The sequence below is a fragment of the Pseudonocardia sp. genome, from assembly GCF_050246655.1.
Taxonomy (GTDB): domain Bacteria; phylum Actinomycetota; class Actinomycetes; order Mycobacteriales; family Pseudonocardiaceae; genus Pseudonocardia.
Map to the genome: position 1 here is coordinate 1 of NZ_JBFWVQ010000019.1, position 23,084 is coordinate 23,084.

General features: G+C 74.7%; 24 protein-coding genes. 13 read left to right on the top strand and 11 right to left on the bottom strand.

Features of this window, described 5'->3' with window-relative positions; all coding sequences use genetic code 11:
• The first annotated feature begins 197 nt into the window (after positions 1–197).
• The 10 genes from AB7J25_RS09230 to AB7J25_RS09275 all read left to right on the top strand — a co-directional run bounded on the left by AB7J25_RS09230 (position 198) and on the right by AB7J25_RS09275 (position 9,334).
• Positions 198–749, top strand: a complete 552-nt coding sequence (locus AB7J25_RS09230) for a precorrin-8X methylmutase (RefSeq protein WP_428507134.1) — start codon at positions 198–200, stop codon at positions 747–749.
• An 8-nt stretch (positions 750–757) separates the two neighbouring features.
• Entirely contained in the window at positions 758–2,260 is a 1,503-nt protein-coding gene (locus AB7J25_RS09235) for a precorrin-2 C(20)-methyltransferase (protein WP_428507255.1), read from the top strand.
• A complete protein-coding gene (locus AB7J25_RS09240) occupies positions 2,257–3,351 on the top strand; it encodes a cobalt-precorrin-5B (C(1))-methyltransferase (RefSeq protein ID WP_428507136.1) in 1,095 nt (364 codons plus the stop codon). The genes AB7J25_RS09235 and AB7J25_RS09240 overlap by 4 nt, the downstream gene beginning before the upstream one ends.
• Before the next feature lie 81 nt (positions 3,352–3,432).
• Positions 3,433–4,044 (top strand): cupin domain-containing protein, encoded by a 612-nt coding sequence (locus tag AB7J25_RS09245; RefSeq protein ID WP_428507138.1) that lies wholly within the window; start codon positions 3,433–3,435, stop codon positions 4,042–4,044.
• The gene (locus AB7J25_RS09250) at positions 4,037–5,047 is read left to right on the top strand and encodes an AIR synthase related protein (protein WP_428507140.1); all 1,011 of its coding nucleotides are present in this window, start codon (positions 4,037–4,039) and stop codon (positions 5,045–5,047) included. The genes AB7J25_RS09245 and AB7J25_RS09250 overlap by 8 nt, the downstream gene beginning before the upstream one ends.
• Before the next feature lie 7 nt (positions 5,048–5,054).
• Positions 5,055–6,230, top strand: a complete 1,176-nt coding sequence (locus tag AB7J25_RS09255) for an MSMEG_0568 family radical SAM protein (RefSeq protein WP_428507142.1) — start codon at positions 5,055–5,057, stop codon at positions 6,228–6,230.
• Between the two features lie 34 nt (positions 6,231–6,264).
• Positions 6,265–7,671, top strand: a complete 1,407-nt coding sequence (locus AB7J25_RS09260; RefSeq protein WP_428507144.1) for a DUF1116 domain-containing protein — start codon at positions 6,265–6,267, stop codon at positions 7,669–7,671.
• A 51-nt stretch (positions 7,672–7,722) separates the two neighbouring features.
• Positions 7,723–8,388, top strand: coding sequence for a nitrile hydratase subunit beta (gene nthB, locus AB7J25_RS09265; RefSeq protein ID WP_428507146.1), 666 nt, complete (start codon positions 7,723–7,725; stop codon positions 8,386–8,388).
• A complete protein-coding gene (gene nthA / locus AB7J25_RS09270) occupies positions 8,385–8,975 on the top strand; it encodes a nitrile hydratase subunit alpha (protein ID WP_428507148.1) in 591 nt (196 codons plus the stop codon). The genes nthB and nthA overlap by 4 nt, the downstream gene beginning before the upstream one ends.
• Positions 8,972–9,334: a nitrile hydratase accessory protein gene (locus AB7J25_RS09275; protein ID WP_428507150.1), complete on the top strand. Its 363-nt coding sequence runs from the start codon at positions 8,972–8,974 to the stop codon at positions 9,332–9,334. Before nthA ends, AB7J25_RS09275 begins: the two co-directional genes overlap by 4 nt.
• Positions 9,335–9,498: 164 nt before the next feature.
• Here AB7J25_RS09275 and AB7J25_RS09280 read toward each other — a convergent pair whose 3' ends face one another.
• Genes AB7J25_RS09280 through AB7J25_RS09290 form a run of 3 tightly spaced genes read right to left on the bottom strand, consistent with a single transcriptional unit; the run spans position 9,499 to position 13,240 of the window.
• Complete coding sequence (locus tag AB7J25_RS09280) at positions 9,499–10,683, bottom strand: MSMEG_0565 family glycosyltransferase (RefSeq protein WP_428507152.1); 1,185 nt, start codon at positions 10,681–10,683, stop codon at positions 9,499–9,501.
• Positions 10,680–12,248 carry a protein FdrA gene (locus AB7J25_RS09285; protein ID WP_428507257.1) on the bottom strand — a complete coding sequence of 523 codons (1,569 nt, stop codon included), beginning with the start codon at positions 12,246–12,248 and terminating at the stop codon, positions 10,680–10,682. The genes AB7J25_RS09280 and AB7J25_RS09285 overlap by 4 nt, the downstream gene beginning before the upstream one ends.
• A 5-nt stretch (positions 12,249–12,253) precedes the next feature.
• On the bottom strand, positions 12,254–13,240 hold the full coding sequence (locus tag AB7J25_RS09290; protein ID WP_428507154.1) for a carbamate kinase: 987 nt from the start codon (positions 13,238–13,240) through the stop codon (positions 12,254–12,256).
• A 110-nt stretch (positions 13,241–13,350) separates the two neighbouring features.
• On the opposite strand from AB7J25_RS09290, the gene AB7J25_RS09295 reads away from it, so the two are divergent.
• Entirely contained in the window at positions 13,351–16,539 is a 3,189-nt protein-coding gene (locus AB7J25_RS09295; RefSeq protein WP_428507156.1) for an ATP-binding protein, read from the top strand.
• On the opposite strand, the gene AB7J25_RS09300 is transcribed toward AB7J25_RS09295, so the two are convergent.
• The 5 genes from AB7J25_RS09300 to AB7J25_RS09320 form a co-directional block, all read right to left on the bottom strand.
• Complete coding sequence (locus AB7J25_RS09300) at positions 16,517–17,056, bottom strand: MSMEG_0567/Sll0786 family nitrogen starvation N-acetyltransferase (RefSeq protein ID WP_428507158.1); 540 nt, start codon at positions 17,054–17,056, stop codon at positions 16,517–16,519. The two genes, AB7J25_RS09295 and AB7J25_RS09300, sit on opposite strands and share 23 nt — an antisense overlap.
• Positions 17,053–17,661 carry a hypothetical protein gene (locus tag AB7J25_RS09305; protein ID WP_428507160.1) on the bottom strand — a complete coding sequence of 203 codons (609 nt, stop codon included), beginning with the start codon at positions 17,659–17,661 and terminating at the stop codon, positions 17,053–17,055. The genes AB7J25_RS09300 and AB7J25_RS09305 overlap by 4 nt, the downstream gene beginning before the upstream one ends.
• A gap of 82 nt (positions 17,662–17,743) precedes the next feature.
• Positions 17,744–18,229, bottom strand: coding sequence for an MSMEG_0572/Sll0783 family nitrogen starvation response protein (locus AB7J25_RS09310; RefSeq protein WP_428507162.1), 486 nt, complete (start codon positions 18,227–18,229; stop codon positions 17,744–17,746).
• A 31-nt stretch (positions 18,230–18,260) separates the two neighbouring features.
• The gene (locus AB7J25_RS09315; RefSeq protein ID WP_428507164.1) at positions 18,261–18,527 is read right to left on the bottom strand and encodes a hypothetical protein; all 267 of its coding nucleotides are present in this window, start codon (positions 18,525–18,527) and stop codon (positions 18,261–18,263) included.
• A 2-nt stretch (positions 18,528–18,529) separates the two neighbouring features.
• Positions 18,530–19,873 carry an FAD-dependent oxidoreductase gene (locus tag AB7J25_RS09320; protein ID WP_428507166.1) on the bottom strand — a complete coding sequence of 448 codons (1,344 nt, stop codon included), beginning with the start codon at positions 19,871–19,873 and terminating at the stop codon, positions 18,530–18,532.
• Positions 19,874–19,994: 121 nt separating this feature from the next.
• On the opposite strand from AB7J25_RS09320, the gene AB7J25_RS09325 reads away from it, so the two are divergent.
• Positions 19,995–20,606: a helix-turn-helix domain-containing protein gene (locus AB7J25_RS09325; RefSeq protein WP_428507168.1), complete on the top strand. Its 612-nt coding sequence runs from the start codon at positions 19,995–19,997 to the stop codon at positions 20,604–20,606.
• A gap of 5 nt (positions 20,607–20,611) precedes the next feature.
• Here the strand turns inward: AB7J25_RS09325 and AB7J25_RS09330 are convergent, their stop codons facing one another.
• Together AB7J25_RS09330 and AB7J25_RS09335 are read right to left on the bottom strand one after the other, a co-directional pair.
• Positions 20,612–21,397 (bottom strand): phosphosulfolactate synthase, encoded by a 786-nt coding sequence (locus AB7J25_RS09330; RefSeq protein ID WP_428507170.1) that lies wholly within the window; start codon positions 21,395–21,397, stop codon positions 20,612–20,614.
• A 53-nt stretch (positions 21,398–21,450) separates the two neighbouring features.
• Positions 21,451–21,795, bottom strand: a complete 345-nt coding sequence (locus AB7J25_RS09335; protein WP_428507172.1) for a hypothetical protein — start codon at positions 21,793–21,795, stop codon at positions 21,451–21,453.
• Positions 21,796–21,894: 99 nt separating this feature from the next.
• Between AB7J25_RS09335 and AB7J25_RS09340 the strand changes: the two genes are divergently transcribed.
• Positions 21,895–22,293: an OsmC family protein gene (locus AB7J25_RS09340; protein WP_428507174.1), complete on the top strand. Its 399-nt coding sequence runs from the start codon at positions 21,895–21,897 to the stop codon at positions 22,291–22,293.
• Between the two features lie 40 nt (positions 22,294–22,333).
• Here AB7J25_RS09340 and AB7J25_RS09345 read toward each other — a convergent pair whose 3' ends face one another.
• Positions 22,334–23,077, bottom strand: coding sequence for a cobalt-precorrin-6A reductase (locus AB7J25_RS09345; RefSeq protein ID WP_428507259.1), 744 nt, complete (start codon positions 23,075–23,077; stop codon positions 22,334–22,336).
• Positions 23,078–23,084 lie beyond the last annotated feature (7 nt).

Consider the following 23,084-nt stretch of genomic DNA (forward strand, 5'->3'; position numbering starts at 1 on the left):
TCGTGTTCTGGACGGTCCTGGCACTCACCCTGGCCACCCTCGTCCAGCGGGCGACCCGACCCACGCCCGCACCCGTCTCCTGAACACCCACCGCGCGGCCGCCGTCACCCTGACGGCGGCCGCGTCGCCTCCCCCGTGCCGGGGAGCCGCGGGTGGAATTCCTGCCGGCCCGCGCGGCGGCCGCCTATCGTCCGCTCATGAGACTGCCCTCGTCGACGGCGGCGGACGGCCCGATCCGGGTCGTGCTCGTCGACGACCACGAGATGGTCGTCGCCGGTCTCACCGCCATGCTGAGCCCGTTCCCGGCGCGGGTCCGCGTGGTCGGGCGGGCGAGCGGCCTCGATGAGGCACTGGCGGTCATCGAGGACCTCCGTCCGGACATCGTCGTCTCCGATCTCCGGATGCAGGGCGCGACCGGCCTGGATCTCTGCCGGGCGCTGCGCGAGCGCGACCCGCAGCGGCGCATCGTCCTGCTCTCGGTCTACGACGACCAGCAGTACCTGTTCCAGGCACTGCAGGCCGGAGCGTGCGGCTACCTCCTCAAGCGGATCACCGGTGAGGAACTGGTCCGCCGGGCGCCGCGGCCCGCGGCGGTCCTGGGCATCCCGGTGGGCTTCATCGGGGCGGCCGAGTCCAAGGCGGAGCTCGCCGGGCGCAGCGACCTGGAGCACCTCGTCGTGCACGGCCGCCGCGGCGGCTCCGCGATCACGGTCGCGGCGGTCAACGCCCTGGCCAGCGAGCAGGAGTGAAGGTGGGAATGGGCACCGGACGGCTGTACGGCGTCGGCGTGGGGCCGGGGGATCCCGAGCTGACCACGATCAAGGCGGCGCGGATCATCACCGCCGCCGACGTCGTGGCCTACCACTCGGCCCGGCACGGGCGCTCCATCGCACGCCGGATCGCCGAGCCGCACCTGCGCGGCGACCAGATCGAGGAGGCGCTGGTCTACCCCGTGACCACCGAGGACACCGACCATCCCGGCGGCTACCAGGGCGCGATCGACGAGTTCTACGCCGCGGCCGCCGAGCGCCTGGCCGCCCACCTCGACGCCGGGCGCGACGTCGTCGTCCTCGCCGAGGGCGACCCGCTCTTCTACGGCTCCTACATGCACATGCACAAGCGGCTGGCCCACCGCTACCCGACCGAGGTCGTCCCGGGCGTCACGTCGGTCAGCGCCGCCGCGGCCGCGCTGGGCCGCCCGCTGGTGGAACGCGACGAGGTGCTCACCGTGCTGCCCGGCACGCTCGCCCGCGCGGAGCTGGCGCGGCGGCTGCGCGACGCCGACGCCGTCGCCGTCCTCAAGCTGGGCCGCACGTTCGGCACGGTCCGGGGCGCGCTCGCCGACGCGGGCCGGCTCGACGAGGCCCACTACGTCGAGCGGGCCACCATGAGCGGGCAGCGCACCGGCCGGCTCGCCGACGTCGACCCCGGCTCGGTGCCGTACTTCGCCGTGGCGCTGCTGCCGGGCGAGGCCGCCACCGCCGTCCCGGCGCCGGCGGAGGTCCGCACCGACCGGGCGGGAGAGGTGGTCGTCGTCGGCACCGGTCCGGCGGGGCGGGACCGGCTGACCCCCGAGGTCGCCGCGGCGCTCGCCGAGGCGGACGACCTCGTCGGCTACGGCCCCTACCTCGACCGGGTCCCGCCCAACCCGCGCCAGGCACGACATCCGAGCGACAACCGGGTCGAGGCCGAGCGGGCCGCGCTGGCGCTGGACCTGGCCGCGTCCGGGCGGTCGGTCGCGGTCGTGTCGGCGGGCGACCCGGGCGTGTTCGCGATGGCCGCCGCGGTGCTGGAGGTCGCGTCCGAGCCGAAGTACCTCGACGTGCCGGTGCGGGTGCTACCCGGGATGAGCGCCGCCCAGGCGGTCTCCGCGGCGGTCGGCGCGCCGCTCGGCCACGACCACGCGATGATCTCGCTGTCCGACCGGCTCAAACCGTGGGACGTCGTGGAGGAGCGGCTGGCGGCGGCCGCGGGCGCCGACCTGGCGATCGCGATCTACAACCCGCGCTCGAAGGCCCGCCCGTGGCAGGTGGCGGCGGCACGCGACGTGCTGCTGCGCCACCGGGCACCCGACACCCCGGTGGTCCTCGGCCGCGATGTCGGGGGCAGCGACCAGCGCATCACGATCACCACCCTGGGCGGGCTGGACCCGGAGCTGGTCGACATGCGCACGCTCGTGATCGTGGGCTCGTCGCAGACGCGGGTGGTCGAGCGGGCCGGGCGCACCGTCGTGCTCACCCCGCGGCACTACCGGCGGTGAGCTCGCGGCACGCCGCCGGGGGCGGGCTGCGGCACGGCTGGACCACCGGGGCCTGCGCCACCGCGGCCACCACGGCCGCGTACACCGCCGTGCTCACCGGGCGGTTCCCGGACCCGGTGACGATCACGCTGCCGAAGGGGCACCGGCCCGCGTTCGCGCTCGCCCACGAGCGGCTCGGCGCCGGGTCGGCGACCGCCGGGATCGTCAAGGACGCCGGCGACGACCCGGACGTCACCCACGGGGCGCTGGTCTCGGCCACGGTGCGGCCCGGCCCGACAGGGTCTGGCGTCACGTTCCGGGCGGGGCCGGGCGTCGGCACCGTCACCCGGCCCGGGCTGCCGCTGGAGGTCGGGGAGCCCGCGATCAACCCGGTGCCTCGCCGGCTCATGCGCGAGGCGGTCGCGGAGCTCGCGAAAACGCACGGGGCGCCGGGCGACGTCGTCGTCGAGGTCTCGATCGAGGGCGGCGAGGAGCTGGCCACGAAGACCTGGAACCCACGGCTGGGGATCCTCGGCGGGCTGTCCGTGCTCGGCACGACGGGCGTGGTGGTGCCGTACTCCTGCTCGGCGTGGATCGACAGCATCCGCCGCGGCGTGGACGTCGCCCGCGCCGTCGGGTACGTCCACGTCGGCGCCGCGACCGGCAGCACGTCGGAGAAGACCGTCATGGACCTCCACCGGCTGCCCGAGGAGGCCATGCTCGACATGGGCGACTTCGCCGGCGCGGTGCTCAAGTACCTGCGCCGCCACCCCGTCCCGCGGCTCACGATCGGCGGCGGGATCGGCAAGCTCGTGAAGCTCGGCGACGGCCACCTCGATCTGCACTCGGGCCGGTCGCAGGTCGACCTCGCCGCGCTTGCGCGGGTGGTCGCCGCTGCCGGGGGCGGCGCGCGGCTCGCCGCCGAGATCACCCGGGCCAACACCGCGCTCGACGCCCTTTGCATCTGCCGCGAGCACGGCTTCGACCTCGGGACGCTCGCCGCCCGCCGCGCCTGCGCCACCGCGCTCGACGTGCTGCGCGGGGCGCCGGTGGAGGTGGACGTGGTCGTCATCGACCGCGCGGGAGTGATCGTCGGGCGGGTGGGGCCGTAGCGCCGCATCAGCCTCGCAATATTCACCATAGGGAACGGCCGTCTATGATAGAAAAGACGTGCCGTCCCGGAGGAGCACCCGATGAAGCCGAGCGCGCACCCGAAGCCCACTGATCGTACCCACGGGTGGGAGCACGTCGTCGACGCGATCGGGCCCAGGGTCCGCCGGTTGCGCCTGCAGCTGGGCCTCTCCCTGCAGCAGCTCGCCGGCCGGGCCGAGGTCTCGGCGGCGGCGATCCACAAGGTCGAGCGGGGCGAGATGGTGCCGACGATCACCACGCTGCTCAAGCTGTCGGCGGCGCTGGAGCGGCCGGTCGGGTTCTTCATCGACGACGGCACGCCCGACCCCGTCGCGGTGCACCGGCGGTGGGACGAGCGGGCGACGCCACCGGCGGACTGGGCCTCGACGCTCGGCGGCGTGTCGGCGGAGTCGCTCGCGCAGCCGAAGGGTCCACTGCATGCCGGCGTGGTTGCGGCGACGCTGCCTCCCGGCGGATCCGGCACGGCGCCGACGCAGCGGCCCGGGGAGGAGATCCTCCTCGTCGACGAGGGGACACTCGCGGTCGAGATCGCCGGCGAGCGGTACCTGGTCGAGGCGGGCGACACCCTGCACTACCCCACGGACCGGCCCCGGTCCTGGCGCAACGACGGCACCGAGACCGTCCGGGCGATCTGGTGGTACGTCCATGACTGAGCTCCTCGCCCGGGACCGGGTCGACCTGGCCGCGCTCGGCGAGTCCGTGCGCGCGAACCCGGCACTCCACGCGAAGGCCGAGATCACGCTGGTCGGCGAGGTGCTCGGCGACACGGACTGGGTGAGCGGTCCCGGCGACGACGGCGCCGTGCTCGCGCCCATCCCCGCCACCGACCGCGTGATCGCCTGCGGCGAGGCCATGCTCCCCGCGTTCGTCCGCGCCGATCCCCGGGCGGCGGGCTTCGCCGCGGTCCTGACCAACGTCAACGACGTCGCCGCGATGGGTGCCGAGCCGCTCGGCATCGTCGACACGATCGTGGGCAGCGAGGTCCTCGCCCGGTCCGCGCTGGCCGGGATGCGCGAGGCCGCCGAGATGCTCCGCGTGCCGATCGTCGGCGGCCACCTCACGATCTGGGACGGCGAGCCGTCGATCTCCGCGTTCGCCGTCGGCTCGACGCCCCGTCCGCTGTCGGTCACCCGCGCCGCGCCGGGCCAGGCGCTCGTCGTCGCCGCGGCGCTGGACGGGGACATGCGCCCCGACTTCCCGTTCTTCCCCGCCTTCGAGGGGCGCCGCGACCGGTGCGCCGGGGACGTGCGACTCCTGCGCGACCTCGCTGCCGCCGGCGTCGTGGTCGCGGCGAAGGACATCAGCATGGCGGGGCTCGTCGGCTCCCTGGCGATGCTCCTGGAGGCGGGCCGCCTCGGGGTCGCGGTCGACGTCGACGCCGTGCCGACCCCGGCAGGCGTGGCGCACACGCGGTGGTTCAACTGCTTCCCGAGCTTCGGCTTCCTGCTCTGCGCGCCGGCGGGACGGGCGCGCGAGTGCGTGGCCGCCTTCACCGGGCGCGGGCTCGGTGCCGCCGTCGTCGGGACCCTGGACGGCTCCGGCGAGGTGCGGCTGCGCTCCGGCGCCCTCGAGACCCGGGTCCTGGCGCTCGGCAGGCGGGGCGTGACGGGTCTTCCCCCGCTAGCTGTATCGGATAGTGGAGTTCTTCCACTATAGTAGATGTATGACCGACCTCCTCACCGAAGCCCCGCCGTCGTTCCGCACGTCCGAGGCCCGGATCGCCGAACTGATCATGGAGTTGCAGGCGGTCGGACTGCGGATGGAGACCGACCTGGAGACGACCCGGACCGGAGGGGCGGGGCCCTCCGACTCCGGCATGCTCTGGATCGAGGGCGTCCCGGTCACGGTGCCGCCGAACAGCGCGTCGCCGTACGCCCTGCGCGCCGAGGACGACGGCCAGGGCGTCTACCGGGACGGGGTCAAGCTGGCCTCGGTGTCCGGCACCTCCCGCCCCCGCTTCTACGACCTCACCACCGCCGACGGGGTGCCCTACCACCAGATCGCCCTGCTGCACCTGGACTCCCTCGCCTCCACCGTCGTCCAGGCCTGCAACTACTGGGGGAACTCCGACCAGTGCGCGTTCTGCGGCATCGGGGTGTCGCTGGCCTCCGGGCGCACGATCGCCCGCAAGACCCCGGAGATGCTGGCCGAGGTGGCGCTCGCCGCACGTGACCTCGACGGCGCCGTCGACGCCACGCTGACCACTGGGTCGTCGGTGGCGCCGGACCGCGGCGCGCTCTACGTGTCCCGGTGCGCCGAGGCGGTGAAGAACGCCGCCGGCCTGCCGGTCGAGGTCCAGTTCGAGCCGCCGCGCGACCTCGTGGTGCTGGAGCAGGTCCGCGACCACGGGGTCGACGCGGTGGGCATCCACGTCGAGTCCTTCGACCCGGCCGTCCTCGCCCAGGTCGCGCCCGGGAAGTTCCGCACGGGCATCGACACGTACTTCCGGACGTGGGAGCGGGCGGTCGAGCTGTTCGGCGAGGGCCGGGTCTCCACCTACGTGATCCTGGGCATGGGCGAGGACCCCGAGCTCACCGTGGAGATGTGCCGGCGCGCGGTCGACATCGGCGTGTACCCGTTCGTCGTGCCCCTGCGCCCGGTCGCCGGGTCGCTGATGGCGGACGTCCCGGCCCCGAGCCGGGAGTACACCGAGCCGATCTACCGCAAGGTGGCCGGCTTCCTCGCGCAGCGCGGCCTCGGCCCGGAGACAGCCGTCGCGGGATGCGCGCGGTGCCAGGCGTGCTCGTCGCTCAACCTGGTGCAGAAGGCCGACCACCCCTCCCCCTGCGCGTCCGGCGGTGGTGCGGCGCCGCTGCTGCAGATCGGCCCCCGCCCGTAGCTCACCTTCTACTTCGATGAACGAGGAGGACGCCATGACGGCGCCCGTGCTGCCCGACGAGGTCGCGGTGGTCAACATCGGCCTGCCCATGTTCGCCGAGGCCGTCAGGGCCCAGGGCCGGCCCGTCCAGCACGTCGAGTGGCGGATCCCCGCCGGGGGCGACCGCGCCGCGGTGCGCGCGCTGGCCCGGCTGTACGGCGACGCCGCCGCGGCGGTCGACGCCGCCAACGACGAGGTCGTACGGCGGCTCGACCAGGGCGTGCCGCACCTGACCGCGGTCTCGACGGTCGGCGAGGCGGTGCCCGGCGTCGAGGGCCGGATGCTGCTGCACTGCGGCCCGACCCTCCCGTACGCGGAGCACTGCGACCCGCTGCGCCGCTCGATGCGCGCCGCGGTCGTCGCGGAGGGCTGGGCCGCCGACGTCGACGAGGCGGACCGGCTGCTGGCCCGCGAGGACGTCACGCTCGACGCGGCCAACCACCACGACACGGTCGTCCCGATGGCCAGCGCCGTCGGGCCGTCCCAGCCCGTGCTCGTCGTCGACAACGCCGAGGGCGGGACCCGCGCCTTCTCCTCGGTCAACCAGGGACCCGGCGACGTCGCGTGGTTCGGCCGCGACACCGACGCCGCGATCGCGCGGCTGCGTTTCCTCGCCGAGACCGCCGGGCCCGCGTTGCGCCGGATCCTCGACGCGGCGGGCAGGCTGGACGTCTTGGCGCTCGCCGCCCAGGGCGTCACGATGGGCGACGATCTGCACATGCGCACGCAGGCCGCGACCAACCTGCTCACCCGGACCTGGCTGCCGCACATCGCCGACCTCCCCGACGCCGCCCGCCGCCCGTTCGCCGACTACCTCGCGGGCAACCACCTGTTCTTCCTCAACCTCGCGATGGCCGCGGCGAAGTCGCTGCAGCTGTGGGCGCAGCAGGTGCAGGGTTCGAGCATCGTCACGACGATGTCCCGCAACGGCACGACGTTCGGGATCAAGCTCGCCGGCTCGACCCGGTGGCACGTCACGGACGCGCCACCGGTCGGCGACGCGCTCTACTACTCCGGCTACGGGCCCGGCGACGCGGCGGGCGACATCGGCGACAGCGCCGTCCTGGAGCTCACCGGCCTGGGCGGGCCCGCGGCGGGTGGCTCGGCGGCGGTCGCGGCCTTCCTCGGTGGGTCGATGGCCGACGCAGCCGCCGCGACCGTGGGCTTCCGCGCGATCTGTCACGGCACGAGCACCCGCTTCACGCTGCCCCCGATGGGCTTCGCCGGCACGCCGCTCGGGGTGGACGTGCGCAAGGTGGTGGAGCTGCAGATCACCCCGAAGGTGACGACGGGGATCCTGCACAACGCCTCCGGGGTCGGGCAGATCGGGGCCGGGGTGGCGACGGCGCCGGTCGACTGCTTCGAGTCCGCACTGCACGAACTCGCCGCGCGGATCGACTGATCCATCCACTATGCTCAATTCGATGTTCCTATCATGAACAGAGGTGGTGCCATGCAGACGATCGCCGACATCGGCGGCACCGATGGTTGGGGAGCGGCAGCCGTTCCCCGGGCCGAGGAGCCGGTGTTCGCCGAACCGTGGGAGGGGCGCGCGTTCGCGCTGACCCTGCTCACGATGGGCCGGGTCTCCGGGCAGAATCTGGACGCCTTCCGCCGCGCGCTCGGCGAGCTGGACGAAGCGGCGTACTTCGACGACGGCTACTACGGCCGCTGGCTCAACGCCGCCGAGAACATGCTCGTCGAGAGCGGGATCCTCGCTCCCGGCGCCGTCGACGTCCGGGTACGGCGCAACCAGGGCGAGGACGTCGAGGACCTGCCCGCACCGGAGCCGAGCAAGCCCGACTACGCCGCCACGGCGGCGGGCTCGCTGCGCCAGGTCGAGGACCCACCGGCGTTCGCCGTCGGCGACTCCGTGCGAGCGAAGGACGTGCCCCCCGTGCGGCACACCAAGCTGCCGCGCTACGCGAGCGGCAAGCTCGGCACCGTCGAGGCCGTCCAGCCCGCGCACCTCCTGCCCGACACCCACAGCGTCTTCGAGGGGGAGAACGCCCAGCACGTGTACACCGTGCAGTTCGACTCCCACGAGCTGTTCGGGGACGACGCCGAGGACTTCATCCTGACCGTCGAGCTGTTCGAGAGCTACCTGGAGAAGGCATGAGCACCACCGAGGAGCACCTCTCCCCCGCGCTGCGGACCGAGGCCCTGGAGCAGCTCCTGACCGAGCGCGGCCTGGTCGACCCCGCGGTCATGGACAAGTTCATCGCGACCTACGAGACCGCCGTCGGGCCGATGAACGGCGCGAAGGTCGTCGCGCGGGCGTGGGTGGACCCGGAGTACCAGCAGCGCCTGCTCGGCGACGGCACCGCTGCGATCAAGGAGCTCGGCTTCGGCGGGCCGCAGGGCGAGCACATCGTCGTCGTCCGGAACACCCCGCAGGAGCACAACGTCGTCGTGTGCACGCTGTGCTCCTGCTACCCGTGGCCGGTGCTCGGTCTGCCGCCGTCCTGGTACAAGGACCCCGCGTACCGGGCGCGCGTCGTCCGCGAGCCCCGCACGGTGCTCGCCGAGATGGGCCTGGACCTGCCGGACGACGTGCCGATCACCGTCCGCGACTCCAGCACCGAGGTGCGCTGGTTCGTGCTGCCGGAACGCCCGGCGGGCACCGAGGACCTCGGCGAGGAGGAGCTGGCGGCGCTGGTGACCCGCGACGCGATGGTCGGCGTGGCGAAGGTCGCCGCGCCGTGAGTGCGCCGCTGGCCGTCGACGGGCCCGCCGCCCCGCCGCGGTCGAACGGGGAGCTGGTGTTCGCCGAGCCGTGGGAGAGCCGCGCGTTCGGCATGGCCGTCTCGCTCTACGAGGCGGGGCTCTTCGCCTGGCCGCAGTTCCAGGCGGCGCTGATCGCCCGCATCGCGGGCTGGGAGGCCGGCCACCCGGCCGGGGAGTGCTGGAACTACTACAGCCACTGGCTGGGCGCCCTGGAGGACGTCCTCGCCGGTGACGGCACGGTGTTCCCCGACGAGGTCGCCCACCGCGCCGCCGCCCTCGCCGCCCGCCCGGCCGGGCACGACCACCGCGACGGGACCGGCCACGGTCACGGGCACTGACCCGCGCAGACACCACAGGGCCGCTCCTCCCGCTCAGGGAGGGGCGGCCCTTTCCGGCTACGGTCGCGTCCGCGCCGATCGGTCGGGCACATCCTCACCGAGCGTGCGGCCACTCACCTGCCGCGATGCAGGAACGCACGCTCGACGTGCCCGCAGTGCCGTGCTCAGACGGCCACGCTCGGGCGCAGCTCCGCGTAGATCTCGCGGTGCCGGTCGGCGCTCGCGGCCCAGCTGAAGCGGGTCGGGACCTGCCGCCCGCGGGCCCGCAGCCGGTCCCGCAGGGCGGCGTCGCGGACCAGCCGGGTCATCGCCGCGGCCAGGGCCGCGTCGTCGCCGACCGGGGGCAGCAGCGCGTCGGTGCCGTCGGTGAGGTACTCCCGGAAGACCGGGAGGTCGCTCGCCACGACCGGCAGCCCCGCCGCCATCGCCTCCAGCACGACCAGGCCCCAGCCCTCCTTCACCGACGGGAACGCCAGTGCGTCGGCGCTGTGGTACCAGCCGCCCAGCTCGGCCTCGCTCACGGTGCCGAGCAGGACGACGTCCTCGCCGAGGGTGAGCCCGAGGTCGGGCAGCATCGCGAGGGCGGCCTCCCGGTAGGCGGTGTAGTCCTGGAAGGAGTGGCCGCCCACCACGGCGAGCACGGCGTCGACGCCTTCACGACGGAGCCGGGCCAGCGCCCGGAACGCGTGCACGCTGCCCTTGCGCGGCTCGATCCCGCCCACCGAGAGGAACACGAACCGCCCCCCGTCCGCCGCCACGCGGGCCCGCAGCGCGGCGCGCACGTCCGCGGGCGGCGCCGGGAACCGCCCGGCGTCGACCCCGTTCGGGACGACGAGGGCGTCGCGGCCGTACTCGTCGCGCAGGATCCCGCGCCACTGGTCGCTGACGACGAGCACCCGGTCGGGCTCGACGATGGCGGCGCGCTGGCAGTCCACGAGGGCCTCGGTGGTGAAGTCGTCGACGTGGTGCACGGTCCGCACGACCGTGACCGGCGCGCCGGCGTCGCGCACCCGGGCCGCCGCCCGGGCCGCGATGCAGTCCTGGGTGTGCAGGACGTCGAAGTGCTGCGCCAGGTCGGCGAGTCCCGCCTCCAGGATGTCGATGGCGGCGAAGACGCGCTCCTCGAGCGTCGTGCCGGTCTTCGACGGCCCGGGCAGCACGGTGTGCGGCACCCGGGTCGGCCGGAACAGGCCGGCCCGCGGGTCGCCGAGCGCGACCAGGTGCACCGGATACCCCTGCGCGTGCAGCGCCTCGGCAAGGCTCAGCGTGTGCACGAGCCCGCCGCGTGGCTTCGTCGAGTGCGTGACCAGCGCCAGGCCACCCGCCGCCGGGCTCGGACCCGCGCTCACAGCCGCGCCGCCGCGAGCTCGGGCTTGCGCGTGGCGAGCGCCGCGGCGGCCAGCGCGGCGCGGGCCGCCGTGTCGGTGACCACGCAGCCCGCCTGTTCGAACGCCTTCCGCTGGGCCGCGTACCCCTGCGGGTCGCCCTCCGTGCCGAGCACGTAGACGACGACCTGCGGACCTCCGTCGGCGGTGATCTCCGCGCAGATCGGGGCCAGCTCGCCCGCCGGGTCGGCGTGCGCGCCGTACCCGAGCACGACGTCGAGCAGGATCGCCGCCACCGCCGGGTCGGCGCCCTCCTCCTTGAGCAGGGCGATCCGCGCCTCCGGGTCGATCATGGGGTGCGGGCGGCCCTTCGTGTACTCCTCCTCGCCGAGGTCGAGGCACACGTGCGCCCCGGGCGGGGCGGGCAGGCCGAGGGACTTGTCGATCGGGGTGTTGGAGTACACCGGGCCGAGAACGTCGGCCAGCACGACCAGCGACTCGTAGCAGAGCGTCCCACCGGAGTAGAGCCCACGCACCAGCGTGCGCTCGGGACCGAGCGCCGCGGCGGCGACGGCCACCCGCTCCACGAGCCCCTCGGCGGGGTCGGGCGCCTGCCCGCCCGCAGCGGCGACGGCCGCGACGGCGCCCGCCTCCAGGGTGCGGGTGACGGTGGCCCCGGGCGGTGCCCCGAACTCGGCCGGCACGCCGATCAGCGCGGCCACCAGCGGCTTGCCGGCCGCGGCCGCGACCACGGCCCTCGCCACCTCGACGGCGGGCGGCTTGGACACGAGCAGGACGACGTCGGTGCCCGGGTCGGCGACGAGCGTGCGCACGGCGGACAGCGCCATCCGCCCGCCGATCGCGGACGTGAGGTCCCGCCCGCCGAGCCCGATCACGTGGGAGACGCCGAGGCCCCAGCGGTCGACCAGCCCGGCGGCCTCCTGCGCCCCGGTGCCGGCGGCCGCGACCACCGCGACCCGCCCGGGCTTGACGACGTTGGCGAAGCCGAGACAGGTGCGGCCGAGCATGGCGGTGCCCGCCCCGGGGCCCATGACCAGCCTGCCGAGCCTCGTCGCCCGGTCCTTGAGCTCGACCTCCTCCTCGACGGGCACGTTGTCGCTGAACAGCAGTACGTCCAGGCCCGCCGACAGCGCCTTGTGCGCCTCCAGCGCGGCGTAGTCCCCGGGCACCGACACCACGGCGACGTTCGACCCCGGGGCCCGCGCCAGCGCCTCGGCCAGCGACCGGACCGGCCGCTCGGCCGCCTCGCCGCCATGGTCACCGCCCCGCTCGTCGGCGGAGAACATGGCCGACTCCGCCGCGGCCCGTGCGGCGGCGACGGCCTCGTCCGAGGTCGCCCGCACGGCCAGGAACAGGTCGTTCGCCCCGGCGGTCTCGATATCGGCGAGGTCGGCGAGATCGAAGCCCTCGGCCCTGAGCGTCTCCAGGTTCGCGGGGGTCGCCATCGCCGCCGCCGCCCAGTCGACGCCGTCGACGTCACGCATCGCCCGGGTCCCGAACAGCTGGACGACCGAGTCGACGTAGGTCTCGCGCTTCACGGTCACCCGGTACAGCAGTGCGGTGTCCATCCGGCTCACGAGGCGGCTCCCATGGTGAGGCCGGCCCGGTCGCCGGCGACGATGCGTGTGCCCGCGGCGTCGGTGCCGGCGGGATGGGGGGCGAGCGAGTCGGGGGCCAGCTCCGCATTGGTGATGACGGCGGTCTGCCCACCGTCGCGGAGGAACCGCAGGGCCGCCCGGACCTTCGGGCCCATGCTCCCGTCGGGGAACTGGCCGGCGTCCAGGTGCTCCTGCGCCTCGTCGAGACAGACCGTCCCGAGGCCGCGGGCCTGCGGGGTGCCGTAGTCGAGCATCAGGCGGGGCACGTCGGTGACCAGCAGGAGCGCCTCAGCGCCGAGCGCGGTCGCGAGCCGCTGCGCTGCGAGGTCCTTGTCGATCACGGCCTCGATCCCGCGGTACCCGGTGTCGGCGCGCACCACCGGCACGCCTCCCCCGCCGGCCGCGATCACCAGCGCGCCGGTCGCCACGAGGTCGCGGATCGCGGAGAGCTCGAGGATCTCGCCGGGCTGCGGCGAGGCCACGAGCCTGCGGTAGCCGCGGCCGGCGTCCTCGCCCACGACCCAGCCCTGCTCGGCCACGTGCCGCTGCGCGGCCCGGGCGTCGAGGAAGGGGCCGATCGGTTTCGTCGGGTGGCTGAAGGCCGGGTCGGCGCCGTCGACGAGCACGTGCGTGACGACCGAGACGACCTGCGGGCCGCACGCCCCTCCCGCCTCGCGCAGCGCCAGGGTCAGGAGCGACCCGATGTGCCCTTCGGTCATCGCCCCGAGCAGGAACAGCGGCAGGGCCGGTACGCGAGCCTCGGCCTCCTCCTGCTGGATGGCGAGGTTGCCTACCTGCGGTCCGTTGCCGTGCACGATCACGACCGACCAGCCGTCGGCCCGCAGCCGGCAGACCGCATCGGCCATCGCGCGGACGTTCGCCAGCTGCTCGTCGTGGGTTCCCGCCTGGCCGGGCCGGGTGATGGCATTGCCCCCCAGGGCGACCACCGCCGTCTTCTCCATGGTCCGTTGACCCTCCTCTCGCCGAGACGTCCACTATACGACATATTCGCCCCACGATAGTTAAGACCTTGGCGGTCGGAGTGCGCCGACAGATCGGTAGAGTCCGCAGGATGACCAGGGCATCGGTGCGGCTGCGCCTCATCGGGCCCTTCCGGGTCGAGGGCCCCCTCGCAGCGCCGGTGCCGGTGGGCAAGGCGATGCGCACGCTCGCCGTGCTCGCCGAGCGGGTGGGCGAGTTCGTGCCGCTCGGGGAGCTCGTCGACACCCTCTGGGAGGCCGACCCTCCCGAGCGCGCGGACCGCAACATCGCCGCGCTGGTCAGCCGGCTCCGGCGGGCGCTGGGCCGGGAGCGCATCGAGGGGGGCATCCGCGGCTACCGCCTCAGGGGCGACGACCTGACCGTCGACCTGCGGGAGGCGGCCGAGCAGGTGGAGACCGCCGAGCGGGAGCTGGCCCAGGACCGCTACACGCTGGCGTCCGTGGCTGCGGAGAGTGCGGCGCGGCTGCTCGGCGAGGACGTCGCGCTCGCCGGGGAGCGGGACGACGAGTGGCTGCGGCACCTGCGGCTGGGCGTGGCCCACCTGCTGCGCCGGGCGCGGATCTGCTGGAGCCTCGCGTCGCTGGAGCTGGGCGGCCACGACGTCGCGGTGGAGGCCGCGGGCGCGGTCCTGCGCGCCGACCCCCTCGACGAGGAGGCCTGCCGCGTCCTGATGGTGGCCCACCAGCGGGCGGGCCGCTCCGGCGCCGCGCTCATCGCCTACCGCAGGCTGCGGCAGGCCATGGCCGAGCAGCTGGGCAGCGATCCCTCGCCGGAGACGCAGGCCGTGCACCTGTCGGTCCTGCGCGCCGAACCGGCGGTCGGGGTCCGCCGTCCCGCCTCCCCACCGGGCGCCGCGGACACGCCGGACCTGGTCGGCCGCTCCTCCGAGCTGGCGCGCCTGCGCGCCCTCTGGACGGCGGCCGCGGCGGGCAGGCCGGGGCTCGTGCTCGTGTCCGGGGAGGCCGGCATCGGCAAGACCGCCCTCGTCTCCGCGTTCGCCGAGGAGCCCAGGCGGACGGGCGCGATGGTGCTCACCGCCACCTGCTACGAGGCGGAACGCTCGCTCTACCTGCAACCGCTCGTGCAAGCGCTCACCAGCGCCGCGCAGCGGCTCCGGCCCGCCGAGGCGGCCGAGCTGGCCGGCTCGCGCCGCGGCACGCTCGCCAACCTCGTGCCCGAGCTGCGCGAGACCGTCGGCCCGCTCCCCTACGAGCGGGCGGGTCCGGAGATCGAGCACGGCCGCAGCCTGGACGCGGTCGCCGGATTCCTGGTCCGCCTGAGCATGCGCCAGCCCGTGGTGCTCACCGTGGACGACGCGCAGCACGCGGGCCGCTCCACGGTCGAGGCCCTGCACCTGCTGGCCAGCCGCTGGGCCGGCGGGCGGATCATGGTGGTCGTCGTCGAGCGCGCCACCGAGGACGAGCGGGTCACCGAGGCGCTGCGCGACGTCGCGGCCGCCCAGCTGGCGCTGGGTCCGCTGGCGCGTGAGAACGTGGCGACGCTCGCGGCACGGGCCGCGGTGCGCTACGACCCCGACCAGCTCTACGCGCTGACCGGCGGGTCGCCGCTGTTCGTCACCGAGCTGCTGCGTCATCCCGCCGCGGCCGGCGCCGTGACGCCGGTCCCGGTCCCCCCGTCGCTGCACGGGGCGGTGCGCGACCGCATCGCCCACGCCGGCGCGGAGACCGCCTCCCTCCTGGCCGTCGCCGGCGTCCTCGGCACCGCGTTCCCGCTCGAGGACCTCGCCGCGCTCGCCGGCCTCGGGGAGGAGGAGTGCGCGCGGCAGGCGGAGCGCGCCCTGCGCGCGGGTCTGCTCGTGACCCGCGACGGCACGTTCCACTTCCCCAACGACATCGTGCGCCGGGTCGCCTACGAGTCCGCGCCCGAGCCCGTGCGGATCAGCCGCCACCGCCGCGCGGCCGAGCTGCTCGCCGCGAACCCCGAGGCCGCGGCCCGCCACCTCGCCGCTGCCCGCGACTGGACGGGCGCCACGCGCGCGTTCGTCGCAGCCGCCGAGCGGGCGCACCGCGCGTTCGCCAACAGCGAGGCCGCCCAGCTCCTCACCCAGGCCCTGGAGACCGCGCAGGCGGCGGGCGACCCGCACGACACCGTCGAGGTGCTGCTGCGGCGGGGCCGCGCGTGCGGGGAGCTCGGCCGGCTCGACGCGGCCCGCGCCGACCACGAGCGGGCGCTGGAGGTCGCCCGGGCGGCCGACGACACGGAGCTGGAGGCGCGCGCGCTCGAGCAGCTCGGCTGGACCGCGCTGTACGCCCGTGACGCGATGCAGGCCGTCGACCTGGCCGAGCAGGCCACGGGACTGGCCGAGTCGGCCGCCGCCGCCCCGGGCGCGCTGCCCAGCGCGATGCTCCTGCTGGGCCGGGTGCGCCACTGGGACGGCGAGTACGCGGGCGCGGAGGCCGCCTACGACGAGGTCCTCGCCGCCGAGCCGGACGAGACGACGCGCGCCCAGGCCCTCGCCTACCGCGGCGCGCTGCTGCAGCACCAGGACCGCTTTGCCGAGGCCCGGTCCGTGCTGGCCCGCGCCGCCGTGCTGTGCCGGCGCACCGGCGAGTTCCGGCCGATGCTGCAGACGCTGTTCTTCACCGCGCTGACCCGCGGCGACACGGGCGACTTCTTCGGCGCGCTGCGCGCGCTCGACAACGCCCGTCGCCTCATCGACACCGAGGGCGTGAGCTTCTACCGGGCCGGCATCGAGACGACGACGTCGTGGATGTGGCAGGAACTCGGGCAGGTGCACCGCGCGCGCGAGCACGCCGAGCAGGCCGTCGAGCTGGCCCGGCGGGGCGGCGGGGCGCTGGAGCTCGAGCAGGAGCTGCACGCGCTCCTCGCGCTCGCGGACTGCGACCTTGTCCTGGGCGACACGGACTCCGCGGGTGCCGCGGTCGAGGCCGCCGTCCCGATGCTCGACCGGTCGCTGCCGTTCCGCCCGCGCGCGGCCATGCGGCTGCTGGAGATGCGCTCCCGGTTCGACCCCACGCTCGCGGAGGCGCTGCTCGACGAGGCCCGCAGCTACTCGTCGCCGAAGTACGAGGCGCTCGCGCTCGCCACGCTGGGCAAGACGGATCTGGCAGGCCAGGTCGCGGCGCGGACCGGCTCCGACCTCCTGATCGGCCAGCTCGGCGCCCCGGCCGAGCGCCGGGCCGCGACCGAGCGCATCGCCCGGCGGCTGCCCGCGCCCCTGCGGGAGTCGTTCGCGGCAGCGGGACGGCTGATCCTCACCGTTCCGCGCACGCACTGAGCCGGGCCGGGCTACCCACGTCGCGGTGGAGGTCGCTGCCGAGGTCGATGTCCATCCACACGTGGGGCAGGCCGAGGTAGGGCGCCGGCTCGGCGAGCTGGTTCCAGCCCAGCCGCCGGAAGAAAACGAGGTTGGGAGCCTGCACGCGGGCCACCATGCGGCGCCCACCCAGCTCGCCCGCGGCCGCGACCGCGAACCGCACGAGGGGGCGGCCCAGGCCGCTGCGGCGGTACTGCGGCAGCACGGCGAGCCGGTCGCCCTGCCAGTCCCCTGCGGGATCGGCGGGGTCGAGCGGGTAGAGCCGCACCGTCCCGGCGGGCACGCAGTCGACGAACCCGACGATGTGCAGGCAGGTGCGGTCGTCGTCGCGCGCGTCGCGGTCCGACACCGCGAACACGTGCTGCTCCTCGACGAACACCGCGTGCCGGATCGCCTGGTGGACGGCGAGGTCGGCCGCGTCGCGTGCCTGCCGGCAGCCGAGCACCTCACGTCTGGTTCCGCTGTCCACGGCTGTCACGATTCGGCCTCCTCATGCCAGTGGGCCTCGACGGCCGACCGGGACCGGTCGTGCGCATCGAGCCACTCGTTGCGATCGGCGTACGTCCGGGCGTCGGGCCCGCCGCCCGGCGGGTCGACGCGGAGCAGGTATGGCTCGGCAGGCGACCACGCGAGGACCTCCGCGGTCACGACCGTGCCCGACGGCACGTGGATCGCGACGCTGCGGCCGGCCGTCAGCTCGGAGATCTCCGCCGGGCCCTCCCACGCGGCCCAGGCCCGGCCCGCCGCGCGGGCCTCGTCGATCGCGCGACGCCGGTCGCGCTCGCCGCGCTCGGCCGCGAACTCGCGGTCCAGCAGGGCCGACGCGACGGCGACCAGGACGGGCGGCGGGACCGCGACGTCGACCGCGGCGGCCGCGACGACCTCCTCGGCCCGCCCGCGCTGTTCCAGGAGCCCGCGGGAGTCGGCACAGCGGGACCGCAGCTCGCCCGCCACGAGCCGTACGGCCTCGACCGTCCGCTGGTAGAGGTGCGGGTCGGCGATCAACGCGGGGAACAGCTCGGCCTCCGCGGAGCGCCAGCCGGCGCGCGCGACGAGGACCGTCCGATCGGCGTTCTCGTTCATGGTGGTTTCGCCTCGCCCGGCGGGTCGGGTCCGGCCGCGGGGGCCCGCGGCCGGACCGGCCGTCCGGTCTTTCAGAGCTGGATCAGAGCGTCCAGGTCTGCATCACCAGGGCGCCTTCGCGGCGCGCGGTGAGGTTGCAGTCGAGGACGTCGAGCGGGTGGATCGGCTGCACACCCTCGATGAGGTCGGTCTCGCGCATGCCGTACAGGGCGGCCATGGCGAAGCGGCAGGCCAGGACCTTGCCGCCCTCCTTCATGAAGGTCTGCAGCTGGTTGTTGTAGGCCATGTGGCCCGGGAAGGCCTCGGAGCCGACGGTCGGGAAGCCCCGGGTCGCCGAGGCCATGAGCACGCCCGGCCCGTACAGCACCAGGGTGGTGTCGAAGCCCTTCCGGTTGATCCGCGTACAGGTCAGCATGTTGACCAGGCCCACCGAACCCTCGTAGGGCACGGTGTGCATGAAGACGTACGCCTTCTCGCCCTCGTTGGCCTGGATGTCGTCGAACAGCTTCTCCTCGTAGTCGACGATCGCATCACCCGAGTGGGCCCGCTCACCGACGATCTGCGCCACGGCGTTCTCCTTCTCTCTGTGGGGTCGAGGGTCAGACCGCCGGACCGCGCAGCTGCGGCGGCGGAGCCCACGTCTTGCGGTGGCTGCCCGGCATCGCCCGCATGATCCGGCGCCGGAGCGACCAGGGCAGCAGGGCGTAGGCCGGGGCGAAGACCTTCAGCCAGAAGATCTCCTTGGCCCCCTTCGGGGGCCGCGGCGCCGGGCCGTACGTGGCGGCGAGGCGGCGATGGGCGTCGACGAGCAGGTAGTGCTCGGCGTTGGCGCGCAGCCAGCCCGTGAAGGAGGTGCGGCGGGCCATGGTCAGGCACCCGCCTTGGCGACGCCGTCCTGGGCCGCCACGACGATCGGCTCGTTCAGCGCGCCGATGGCGGGCGAGTACACGTTCTCCATCGCGCCCAGGTCGTGCAGGGTCAGCCCGAACTTGATCGCGGTGGCCAGGAAGTCGGCGCGTTCCTTGATGCCCTCGCCGCCACCGACCATCTGGGCGCCGATGAGGCGCAGCGTCCCGGGCTCGGCCAGGAGCTTGACCTTGACCTTCTTGACCCCGGGGTAGTAGCGGGCCCGGGAGATGCCCTCGGCGACACCGAGGACGTAGGGGATCCCGAGGGCGGTGGCGGTCGTCTCGCCGAACGACGCCCCGCCGATCACCCACTTCCCGGCCGGGGTCCCCCACGGGACGTAGACGGCCCGGTAGGCCCGCGAGCCGCCACCGGCGTTGGTGCCGGCGACCTTGCCCTGCGCGTAGGCGTGCGAGCCGGTCAGCCCCTGCAGCGGCACGCCGGTGAGACCGTGCGGGATCTCGCAGGTGTCGCCTGCGGCCCAGACGTCGGGCGCGGAGGTCTTCATGCGCTCGTCGACGACGATCCCGCCAGTCGACCCCAGCGTGATGCCCGCGTCCGCGGCGAGGGCGTTGTTCGGCACCTTGTGCGTCGCGACGACGGCGAGCTCGACCGGGATCTCCCCCTCCGAGGTCCGGATCGCCCGCAGCGCGCCATTGCCGTCGCCGAGGAACTCCTCGAGCGTCGTGTTGAAGTGCAGGTGCACGCCCAGCTCGCGCCACGACTCCTCGACCGGCGCCATGATGTCCGGGTCGGCCATGGCGGACAGGGCGTACGGGTTGGGGTCCACGAGGTGGGTCTCCACGCCGCGGTGCGCCAGCGCGGTGACCATCTCCAGCCCCAGCGGCGACGCCTCGACGACGACCGCGCGCCGGGTCTCCTCGATGACCTTGTCCCACTCGGCGGCCCGCCGGATGTTCTTGACGTAGTACAGGCCGGACAGGTCCGTGCCCGGCACGCCGGGGTCGGCGTAGTCGAAGCCGGTGGCGATGACGAGCCGGTCGTAGCCGACCGTGCCCTCGCCGGCGACCGTGACCTTGCGGGCATCCGTGTCGATGCCCGTGACGTCGGTCTCGTACCGGACGTCGATGCCCGCGTCCACGTAGGCCTGCTTGCCCGCGAGGATGAGCTGCTCGAAGCTCTCGATCTCCCCGCCGTGCACGTACGGGATGCCGCAGGGGCTGTACGCCACGTCCTCGAACCGGGTGTAGACGATCACCTCGGCGGACGGGTCCACGGCCTTCACGCCGCCGGCGGCGCCGAGGCCCGCCGCTCCCCCGCCGATCACCACTACCTTGCGCGGCACGTTCGAACCGCCTTCCACCGTCTATGCTGGGGACCGTCACTGGTCATTCACTATCCGACTTGCGAATTCTACCATACTTAACACGCCCCGCGTGTCAACGCTCCCGAGGAGGACGTGTCCGATGCCGCCACGTGCCGTCCCGCCCGTACAGTCCGAGGAGGCCGCGCCGGCGGCCGCCCCGAGCTGGGCGCGCGTCGTCGAGGCGATCGGACCGAAGGTGCGGGCGCTGCGCCAGGAGCGCGGGATGACCCTGCAGCAGCTCGCGCACGCGGCCGACGTGTCCGCGGCGGCGGTCCACAAGGTGGAGCGGGGGGACATGGTCCCCACCGTCACGACGATGCTGAAGATCGCGTCCGCGCTCGACGTGCCGGTGCGCCACTTCGTCGAGAACGCCGAGCCGGGCGCACCGCTCGCCGTCCACGCCCACGGCGCGCAGCGCCCGCCGCGGACCGCGGGATCGACGGCGATCAGCGGTCCGGCGGAGCGGTTCCGGGCGGGCGCGACGATCCACCGTCTCGCCGCCGGGACGCAGCGCAAGGGCAGGCGCCGCGCGGGCGAGGTCCTGCTGGTCGTGCTCGACGGGACGCTCGACGTCACGGTCGCCGACGAGCGGTACGAGGTGGCCGAGGGCGAGTCGCTGCACTTCCCCACCCACGTCCCGCACGCGTGGTCCGCCCTGGGCAGCGGGCTGGCGCAGTACCTCACCGTCACGGTGGAAGGCGGCGAGCCGTAGGGCCGTCAGGCCGGCTCGGCGTCGCGCTGCCCGCAGCGCGCGACGAGGGCGGTGTCGGAGCGCAGCCCGAGGCGCAGCGTCTCCACCGCGAGGACCTCGTCGTGCGCGACGTTGCCGAGGTTGACGTCGGGTCCGAAGTGGCGCACGAACCACGCCTGCTGCGCCGTCCGCGGTGCCTCGAACACCACGCGGTCGACGCCCGCGGCGACGACGACCGCCTCGACGACGTCGGGCCGGACCCGTCCCGCCTCGTCGAACGTGCCGACGGTGCCGCTCTGGCGACCCTCGGTCACCACGAGGTGGGCCCCGGCCTCCAGGTCGGAGATGCACTCGGCCGGCCAGTTCCGCGAGGCGAGCCGCTCGCCCGGGGCCTTCGTGCCGACCTCGGCCAGGACCGTGAAGTCGGCGGAGGCCCGCCGGATCAGCTCACGCTTGGCGTCCAGCGGCATCTCCACCGTCCCGCGCGAGACCTCGACGCAGGGGAACCCGACCCGCAGCGCCCAGTCCAGGCACTCCTCGGCCAGGCCCTGGCTCCAGGCGATCTCGAGCAGGGTCCCGCCGAGGCAGGCGTCGACCCCGCGCTCGCGCAGCAGGGCCACCTTGTCCGCGATCGTCGGGTCGACGTAGCCGGTGCCCCAGCCGACCTTCCAGATGTCGATGTGCCCCGCGCCGGAGCCGAGGACGTCGGCGGTCGCGCCGAGCCCCGCTCCCTGGTCGAGGACGTGGGTGAGGCCGACGCGGCGCGGCTTGGCCGACCGGGGCGGGAGGTCGAGGAACTCGGGGGGAGGCACGCGACACATCCTACCCGTATAGTTGATGTGTCATCTACTATAGGAGATGTGCTTCACGCCCTGACCAACTGGAAGATGCGCGCCGTGTCGGCGTCGGGTGCCGGGCCGGCGGCCCGCCTCCCCACGATGTCGACGGCAAGGCCGAACACGCGCTCCGCACGGATCGGGTCGATCCAGCTGTGCGCGGCGGCGAAGGTCAGCCACTCGGCCGGCCCGAGCACCGATACGTCGGTGTAGTCGAGCTCGTGCCAGGTGACCGCGATCTCCAGCAGCTCCAGCGCGACGTCCGGGTCGACGTCGACGCGCAGGAGGCGATCGTGGTGATCGGGATGCAGCGCGGAGGCGCTGCACTGAAGGTGACATCGGGACGGGCGCTCGCACGCACGGACTGTCGTCATCACGACTCCCCACGAACTGTCCGGGTTGTGATCGTGCCCACTGTGCACCGGAGCGGTTGCACGGGCGTTGCACCCGGACCCGAGAACGGAGGTAGGACGGTGGCCATCACCGAGCGAACGGTGCACTCCCGCTGGGCAGGTGGCCTCCGGGCCGACGTCCGGGCGGGCGGGCACGACCTCGTGGTCGACGAGCCCGAGTCGGTGGGCGGCACGAACGCCGGACCCCAGCCGACCGAGCTCCTCCTCGCCGCGATCGCGTCGTGCTTCACGCTCGCCGTCGCGTGGTCGGCGGGCAAGCGCGGGATCGAGCTGTCCGATCTCGACGTCGCCGCCACCGGGCGCTACGACGGGCCCCGCTTCACCTCGTTCCGCGTCACCGTCAAGGCCGCCACGCCCCCGGGCACCGACCTCGACGCGCTGGTCGCCGCCGCGCGACGGGTCTGCTACGTGACCCGCACGCTGGAGGGCTCCCCCGGGATCGAGATCGTCGTGGAGTGAGCGGGTGGCCTCCGGGTGTCCCGATCGGCCCGAGTGCCGGTCAGCCGGCTCCCGCCGGGAGCGCGAGGACCCAGCGGGCCGCATCCTCGACCGTCGCGACGCTGTCCACGCCGGGCGGCAGCGGGGGCCGCGCCTGGACCACCACCGGGATCCGCAGCGCCGCGGCCGCGTCGAGCTTGGCCCCGGTCATGTCGCCGCCGCTGTCCTTGGTGACCAGGACGTCGATGCGGTGCTCGCGCAGCAGCGCCGTCTCCCCCGCGACGGTGAACGGGCCGCGGTCGAGCAGCACGTGCAGGCACGGCGGTACGGGTGGGACCGGCGGATCGACGGAGCGCGCGAGGAACCACAGGTCGTGCAGGTGGGCGAACGCGGCGAGCTCGACCCGGCCGGTGGTGAGGAAGACCCGGGAGCCCAGCCCGGGCAGTGCCGCGGCGGCCTCGGCGAGCGAGCCGACCCACGTCCACTCCGGGGTGGCCCGGGCGCCCCAGCCCGGCCGGCGCAGGACGAGCAGCGGCATCGCGAGCCGGGCCGTCGCCGCGGCCGCGTGGGCCGTCATCCGTGCCGCGAACGGGTGTGTCGCGTCGACGACGGCGCCGACGGAGTGCGCGCGCAGCCACCCGCACAGCCCCTCGACCCCGCCGAACCCGCCGATGCGCACGTCCGAGTCCGGCAGCGCGGGCACGGCGACCCGGCCCGCGAGCGAGGTCGTCACCCGCAGGCCGGGCGTCCCGGCCAGCGCCGCGGCGAGCCTGCGGGCCTCGCCGGTGCCCCCGAGGATCAGCAGGTGCACG